Genomic DNA, 7291 nt, shown 5'->3' on the forward strand with positions numbered 1-7291 from the left:
GCCTCCGGCCGGTCCCGGCGCTGCACCGCCACGGCCAGCACGGCGTCGTCGGCGGGCAGCACGTCGCCGGCCATCGCGGTCAGCACGCTCTGCGGGCCGATCTCCAGGAACGTGTCCACCCCGGCGGCCCGCAGTGCGGTGACCCCGTCGGCGTACCGCACGGCCTCCCGCACGTGCCGCACCCAGTAGTCGACCGTGCGGATCTCATCGGCGTCCGCCAGCGCACCGGTCACGTTCGACACCACCGGCACCAACGGCGCCGCGAACGTCAACCCGTCCAGCACCGCACGGAACTCGTCGAGCATCGGCTCCATCAACGGACTGTGGAACGCGTGACTCACCGTCAGCCGGCGCGTCCGCACATTCCGGTCCCGCCAGACCCGCTCCACCTCGTCGAGGGCCTCGATGGCACCGGACACCACCACGGCAACCGGCCCGTTGACCGCCGCGATCCCGACACGGTCGCCCAGGCCCGCGAGAGACTCCACCACCGCAGCCTCGCCCGCCGCCACCGCCAACATCCCGCCACCGGCCGGCAGCGCCTGCATCAACCGACCCCGCGCCGCCACCAGCGCACACGCATCCGCCAGCGACAACACCCCCGCCACGTACGCGGCCGTCACCTCACCGATCGAATGACCCGCCAACAGGTCCGGCACGATGCCGAACGACTCCACCAACCGGAACAACGCCACCTCGACCGCGAACAACCCGGCCTGCGTGAACACGGTCTGATCCAGCAACCCCGCCTCGGCCGTGCCCGCCTCCGCGAACAGCACCTCCCGCAACGGACGCGGCAACAACGGATCGAGCTGCGCACACACCTCGTCCAACGCGGCGGCGAACACCGGGAACTGGGCCGACAACTCCCGACCCATCCCCGCACGCTGCGCACCCTGACCCGAGAAGAGCAGGGCGAGCTGACCCCGCTGCCCGCCCGGGCCGACGACAACGCCGACCGAGGGCTCGCCCGCCGCCACGGCTTCGAGGCCCGCCAGCAGCTCGTCGCGGCTCGCACCGGACACGACCGCCCGGTGCTCCAGCACGGAGCGCGACGCCACCGACGACCACGCCACGTCGAGCGCACGCGGGGTCCCGGTGCCGCCGAGCCAATCCGCCCAGCGACCGGCCTGCGCCGACAGTCCGGCCGCGTCCCGGGCCGACAGCAGCACCGGCAGCACCGAAGGTGCCCGGGACGGCTCGTCGCCGGCAGCCGGCTCTTCGCCGCCGGTCGGCGCGGGCGGCTGCTCCAGGATCAGGTGCACGTTCGTACCGCTGATGCCGAACGACGACACGGCGGCCCGGCGCGGCCGGTCCACCGCCGGCCAGGGGCACGCCTCGGCCAGCAGGGACACCGCGCCGGCGGACCAGTCCACGTGCGGAGTCGGCTGGTCGAGGTGCAGGGTCTGCGGGAGCAGGCCGTACCGCATCGCCTGCACCATCTTGATCATGCCGGCGACGCCGGCGGCGGCCTGACTGTGGCCGATGTTCGACTTGATCGAACCGAGCAGCAGCGGCCGGTCGGCGGGGCGACCCTGGCCGTAGGTGGCCAGCAGGGCCTGCGCCTCGATGGGGTCGCCGAGCGTCGTTCCCGTGCCGTGCGCCTCGACGGCGTCCACGTCGGCCGTGGTCAGCCGGGCGTTCGCGAGGGCCTGCCGGATCACCCGCTGCTGGGCCGGCCCGTTGGGGGCGGTCAGACCGTTGGAGGCGCCGTCCTGGTTGACGGCGCTGCCGGCGATCACGGCGAGCACCTGGCGGCCCTGCCGTCGGGCGTCGGAGAGCCGCTGGACCAGCAGCACGCCGACCCCCTCCGACCAGCCGGTGCCGTCGGCGTCGGCGGCGAAGGACTTGCAGCGCCCGTCCGGGGCGAGGCCGCCCTGGCGGGAGAACTCGACGAAGGCACCCGGGGTCACCATGACGGTGACGCCGCCGGCCAGCGCCATGTCGCACTCGCCGCCGCGCAGCGCCTGGGCGGCCAGGTGCACCGCCACCAGCGACGACGAGCAGGCGGTGTCGACCGTCACCGCCGGTCCCTCCAGCCCGAAGGTGTACGACACCCGGCCGGAGATGACGCTGTGCGCGCCGCCGGTGAGCTGGTAGCCCGCCAGCTCGGCCGGGGTGTCGGTGGTGCCGTAGCCCGACGGGGAGGCGCCGACGAAGACGCCGGTACGGCTGCCGCGCAGCTCGTCGGGGTCGATGCCGGCCTGCTCCATCGCCTCCCAGGACGCCTCCAGCAGCAGGCGCTGCTGCGGGTCCATGGCGACCGCCTCGCGCGGCGAGATGCCGAAGAAGCCCGGGTCGAACGTGGTGGCGCCGTCGACGAAGCCGCCCTCGCGGGTGTGTGAGACGGGTTGCCCGTCGGCGTCGACGGCCAGCAGCCGGCCCATGTCCCAGTGCCGGTCCTCGGGGAACCCGCTGATCCCGTCGCGCCCGGTGGCGACCAGGTTCCACAGGTCGTCCGGGTTGGCCACGCCACCCGGGTACCGGCAGCTCATGCCGACGATGACGATCGGGTCGTCGTCGACCGGCCCGGCGGGGCCCCAGGCGGTGACGGTCTCGACCTCGTGCAGGCGCAGCGTCGCCGACAGGTGGTCGGCGAGGGCGGCCGGGTTCGGGTAGTCGAAGACCAGGGTGGTGGGCAGGGTGAGCCCGGTGGCGGTGCCGAGCCGGTTGCGCAGCTCGACGGCGGTCAGCGAGTCGAAGCCCAGCTCCTTGAACGCCCGGTTCGCCTTGACCAGTTCGGTGCCGGAGTGGCCGAGCACGGCGGCGGTGTGCGTGCGTACGAGGTCGGTCAGGTAGCGGTCCTGCTCGGCGCGGGGCAGCGTCAGCAGGTGCTGGCGTAGCCCGCCGCCGGCGGCGTCCTCCGGTTGCCCGTCCACCACGCGCAGGGCGTCGCGGGCCTCGGCGATGTCGTCGAGCAGGGGGCGGGCGCGGGCGGCGGCGAACGCCGGGGTGAACAGGGACCAGTCGACGTCCGCCACGGTCACCGACGGCACGGCGCGACCCACCGCGCTGCGCAGCGCGTACACGGCCTGGGCCGGGGACATCGGGCTGAGGCCGCGCCGGGCCAGCAGTTCCTGGCCCTCGCCGCTGGCCATGCCGCCGTCGGCCCAGGGTCCCCAGGCCACGGCGGTGGCCGCCAGGCCGCGGGCGCGGCGCCGCTCGGCGAGGGCGTCGAGGAAGGCGTTGCCGGCGGCGTACGCGGCCTGTCCGCCGCTGCCCCAGATGCCGGCGATGGAGGAGAACAGCACGAAGGCGTCGAGCGGCCGGTCACCCAACAGCTCGTCCAGGTGCACCGCGCCGGCGATCTTGCCGTCCAGCACCTCGGCCAGCCCGGCGAGGTCGGTGTCGGCCAGCATGTTCAGCTGACCCACCCCGGCGGCGTGCACGACCGCCGTCAGCGGTGCCGGGTCGGCGTCGACGTCACGCAGCAGCGCCTCGACCCGGGCGCGGTCGGCCATGTCGGCGGCGACCATGGTCACCCGGGCGCCGAGCCCGGTCAGTTCGTCGCGCAGCTCGGCCGCCCCGGGGGCGCGCTCGCCCCGACGGCTGGTCAGCACGACGTGCGCCGCGCCGTTCGCCGCCGCCCAGCGGGCCACGTGGGCGCCGAGCGCCCCGGTGCCACCGGTGATCAGCACCGTGCCCGAGGGCTGCCAGCGCTCGACCGTGCCCACGGCCGCCGGCGTGGCGCGCACCAGCCGCCGCACGAATACGCCCGCGGGCCGGACGGCGACCTGGTCCTCGGGGCCGCCGCCGGTGAGGACGCCCACCAGGTGGTCCCAGTCGCCGCGGTCGGGGCTTTCCGGCAGGTCGACCAGGCCGCCCCAGAGCTGCGGGTGTTCCAGTCCGGCGACCCGGGCCAGGCCCCACAGGCCGCCCTGGGCGACGCTGCGGACCGGGTCGGTGTCCCCGGTGCCGACCGCACCCCCGGTGACCATCCACAGCGGGGCGGCGACGTCGGTGGCGTGCAGGGCCTGCACGAGCGCCATCGTGGCGGCCGTGCCGAGCGGCACCGCCGGCTGGCCGGGGTGCGGCCGGTCCAGCAGTCCCAGCAGGGACACGATTCCGGTGAACCGGTCGGCCCCCACGGCCTCGGCCACCCGCGACGTCACGTGGTCGCGCCCGGCGAGCGGGTCAACCGCCAGCCGGGACACCTCGCCGCCGGCGGCGGTCAGCGCCCCGGCGAGCGCCTCGGCCCATCGCGTCGTGGGGGCGTCGTCGGCCGGTTCCACCAGCAGCCAGCGGCCCGACGGGGTGACCGGCGTGGGGGCGGCGGTCCGCTTCCACACCACCCGGTACGACCAGCCGTCGACGACCGCGTCCCGCAGCCGTGCCTTGCGCCAGGACGACAGGACCGGCAGGGCCGGGGCCAGGACGTCCAGGGCCGCTCCGTCGGCGCCGAACTGCGCGGCGAGGGCCGCCACGTCGGAGCGTTCCACCGCGGACCAGAACTCGACGTCCACCACGTCCGGGCTGACCGGGCCGGTGACCGACGCCGGCATCTGCTCGGGCCAGTAGCGCTGCCGCTGGAACGCGTACGTGGGCAGGGCGACCGGGGTCGCTCCGGCGCCGGAGTAGAGGGCCGGCCAGTCGACGGGCGCCCCGTTGACGTGCAGCTCGGCCAGGGCGGCGAGCAGGGCCCGCGCCTCGGGACGGTCGGCGCGCAGGACGGGCACCGCGATCACCGGGGTGTCGTCGTCGGCCGCCTCCTGCCCGCTCAGCGCGTCGCGGGTCATCGCGGTCAGCACGCTGCGCGGGCCGATCTCCAGGAACGCGTCGACGCCGACGGCCCGCAGCGCGGTCACCCCGTCGGCGAAGCGTACGGCCTGCCGGACGTGCCGCACCCAGTAGTCGGCCGTACGGATCTCGTCGGCGTCGGCCAGCGCCCCGGTCACGTTCGACACGAGCGGCAGCGACGGCGCCGCGAACGTCAACCCGTCGAGGACCGTGCGGAACTCGGCGAGCATCGGCTCCATCAGCGGGCTGTGGAACGCGTGGCTGACCGTCAACCGACGCGTGCGGACGCCCCGGTCGCGCCAGATCCGCTCCACCGCGTCGAGCGCGTCGACGGCACCGGAGACCACCACCGCCGACGGCCCGTTCACCGCCGCGATCCCCACGCCGGCCAGACCGTCCAGCGTGGCCAGCACGTCCGCCTCGGCCGCCGCCACGGCCAACATCCCGCCACCGGCGGGCAGCGCCTGCATCAGCCGCCCCCGCGCCGCCACCAGCACACACGCGTCGGCCAGCGACAGCACCCCGGCCACGTGCGCGGCGGCGATCTCACCGATCGAGTGCCCGCCCACGAAGTCCGGCGCGACCCCGAACGACTCCACCAGGCGGAACAGCGCCACCTCGACGGCGAACAGCCCGGCCTGGGTGAACACCGTCTGGTCCAGCAGCTCCGCCTCGGCGGAACCCTCGGGTGCGAACAGCACCTCCTTCAGCGGGCGCGGCAGCAGCGGATCCAGCCGCGCGCACACCTCGTCGAGCGCGGCGGCGAACACCGGGAACTCGGCGTACAACTCCCGGCCCATGCCGGCGCGCTGCGCGCCCTGCCCGGAGAAGAGCACGGCGAGCGGACCCCGGTCGGCCGCCTGACCGGCGACGACCGTGCCGGACGGCTGACCGGCGGCGAGGGCACGCAGGCCGGCCAGCAGGTCCTCGCGGTCGGTGGCGGTGAGCACCGCGCGGTGCTCCAGCGCGGAGCGCGACACCACCGACGACCAGCCCACGTCCACCGTGCGGAGGGTCTCGTCGGCGTCCAGCCACCGGGCCCAGCGGCCCGCCTGCGCGCTGAGGGCGGCCTCGGAGCGGGCGGACAGCAGCACGGGCACCGCCGGCAGGGCGGGGGCCGGGCCGGAGTCGACGTCGGCGGGCTCGTCGGTGTCGGGGGCGGGCGGCTCCTCCAGGATGGTGTGCGCGTTCGTGCCGGAGATGCCGAACGACGAGACCGCCGCCCGCCGGGGACGGTCGGTCACCGGCCACGGCCGGGCCTCGGTCACCAGCGACACCTCGCCGGCCGACCAGTCCACCTTGGGCGTCGGCTCGTCCACGTGCAGGGTGGACGGGACGAGCCCGTGCCGCATCGCCATCACCATCTTGATCACGCCGGCCACGCCCGCGGCGGACTGGCTGTGACCGATGTTCGACTTGATCGAGCCGAGCAGCAGCGGCCGGTCGGCGGGCCGGTCCCGCCCGTACGTGGCCAGCAGCGCCTGCGCCTCGATCGGGTCGCCGAGGACGGTGCCGGTGCCGTGCGCCTCGACGGCGTCCACGTCGGCCGTGGTCAGCCGGGCGCTGGCCAGCGCCTGCCGGATCACCCGCTGCTGCGCCGGGCCGTTGGGCGCGGTCAGGCCGTTGGACGCGCCGTCCTGGTTGACCGCGCTGCCGCGGATCACGGCGAGCACTGGGTGCCCCTTGCGCTGCGCGTCCGACAGCCGCTCCACCAGCAGGATGCCGACGCCCTCGGACCAGCCCGTGCCGTCGGCGGCGGCGGCGAACGACTTGCACCGTCCGTCGGGGGCGAGCCCCCGCTGCCGGGAGAAGCCCACGAACGGGCCGGGGGTGGCCATGACGCACACGCCGCCGGCCAGGGCCAGGTCGAAGTCGCCCTGCCGCAGCGCCTGGCACGCCAGGTGCAGGGCGACCAGCGACGACGAGCAGGCGGTGTCGACCGTGACCGCCGGGCCCTCCAGGCCGAGGGCGTACGCGATCCGGCCGGAGACGACGCTGGTGGCCGTGCCGGTCAGCAGGTAGCCCTCGTCGGTGCCCTCGGCCTCGCTCTGCGGGCCCATCCCGTAGCCGTTGGCGGCGGTCCCGACGAAGACGCCGACCTTCTGCCCGCGCATGGAGGCGGGTGCGATCCCGGCGTGCTCGAACGCCTCCCACGACGTCTCCAGCAGCAGCCGCTGCTGGGGGTCCATCGCCAGGGCCTCGCGCGGCGAGATGCCGAAGAACTCGGCGTCGAAGTCGGCCGCGTCGTAGAGGAAGCCGCCCTCGCGGGTGGTGGAGCGGCCGGCCCGGTCGGCGTCCGGGTCGTACAGGTTGTCCAGGTCCCAGCCGCGGTCCGTCGGGAAGCCGCCGATCGCGTCGCCACCGGAGGCCACCAGGTCCCAGAGCTGCTCGGGGCTGGCGACGCCGCCCGGATAGCGGCAGGACATCGCGACGATCGCGATCGGCTCCCGGGCGGCAGCGGTCAGCTGCTGGTTGAGCTGGCGGAGGCGGCCCGTCTCCTTGAGCGACGCGCGAAGCGCCTCGACGACCTTGTCTGCGGACGTGGACATCATCA

The 7291-nt window shown here is 75.4% G+C and carries 1 protein-coding gene; it reads right to left on the reverse strand.

Annotated features, from left to right (window positions below):
* A partial coding sequence (locus KBX06_RS26610) for a type I polyketide synthase (protein ID WP_210839731.1) occupies positions 1 to 7286 on the reverse strand: 7286 nt, incomplete at its 3' end.
* Between the last annotated feature and the right edge of the window lie 5 nt (positions 7287 to 7291).

It is taken from the genome of Micromonospora sp. C31 (assembly GCF_018070575.1).
Taxonomy (GTDB): Bacteria; Actinomycetota; Actinomycetes; order Mycobacteriales; family Micromonosporaceae; genus Micromonospora.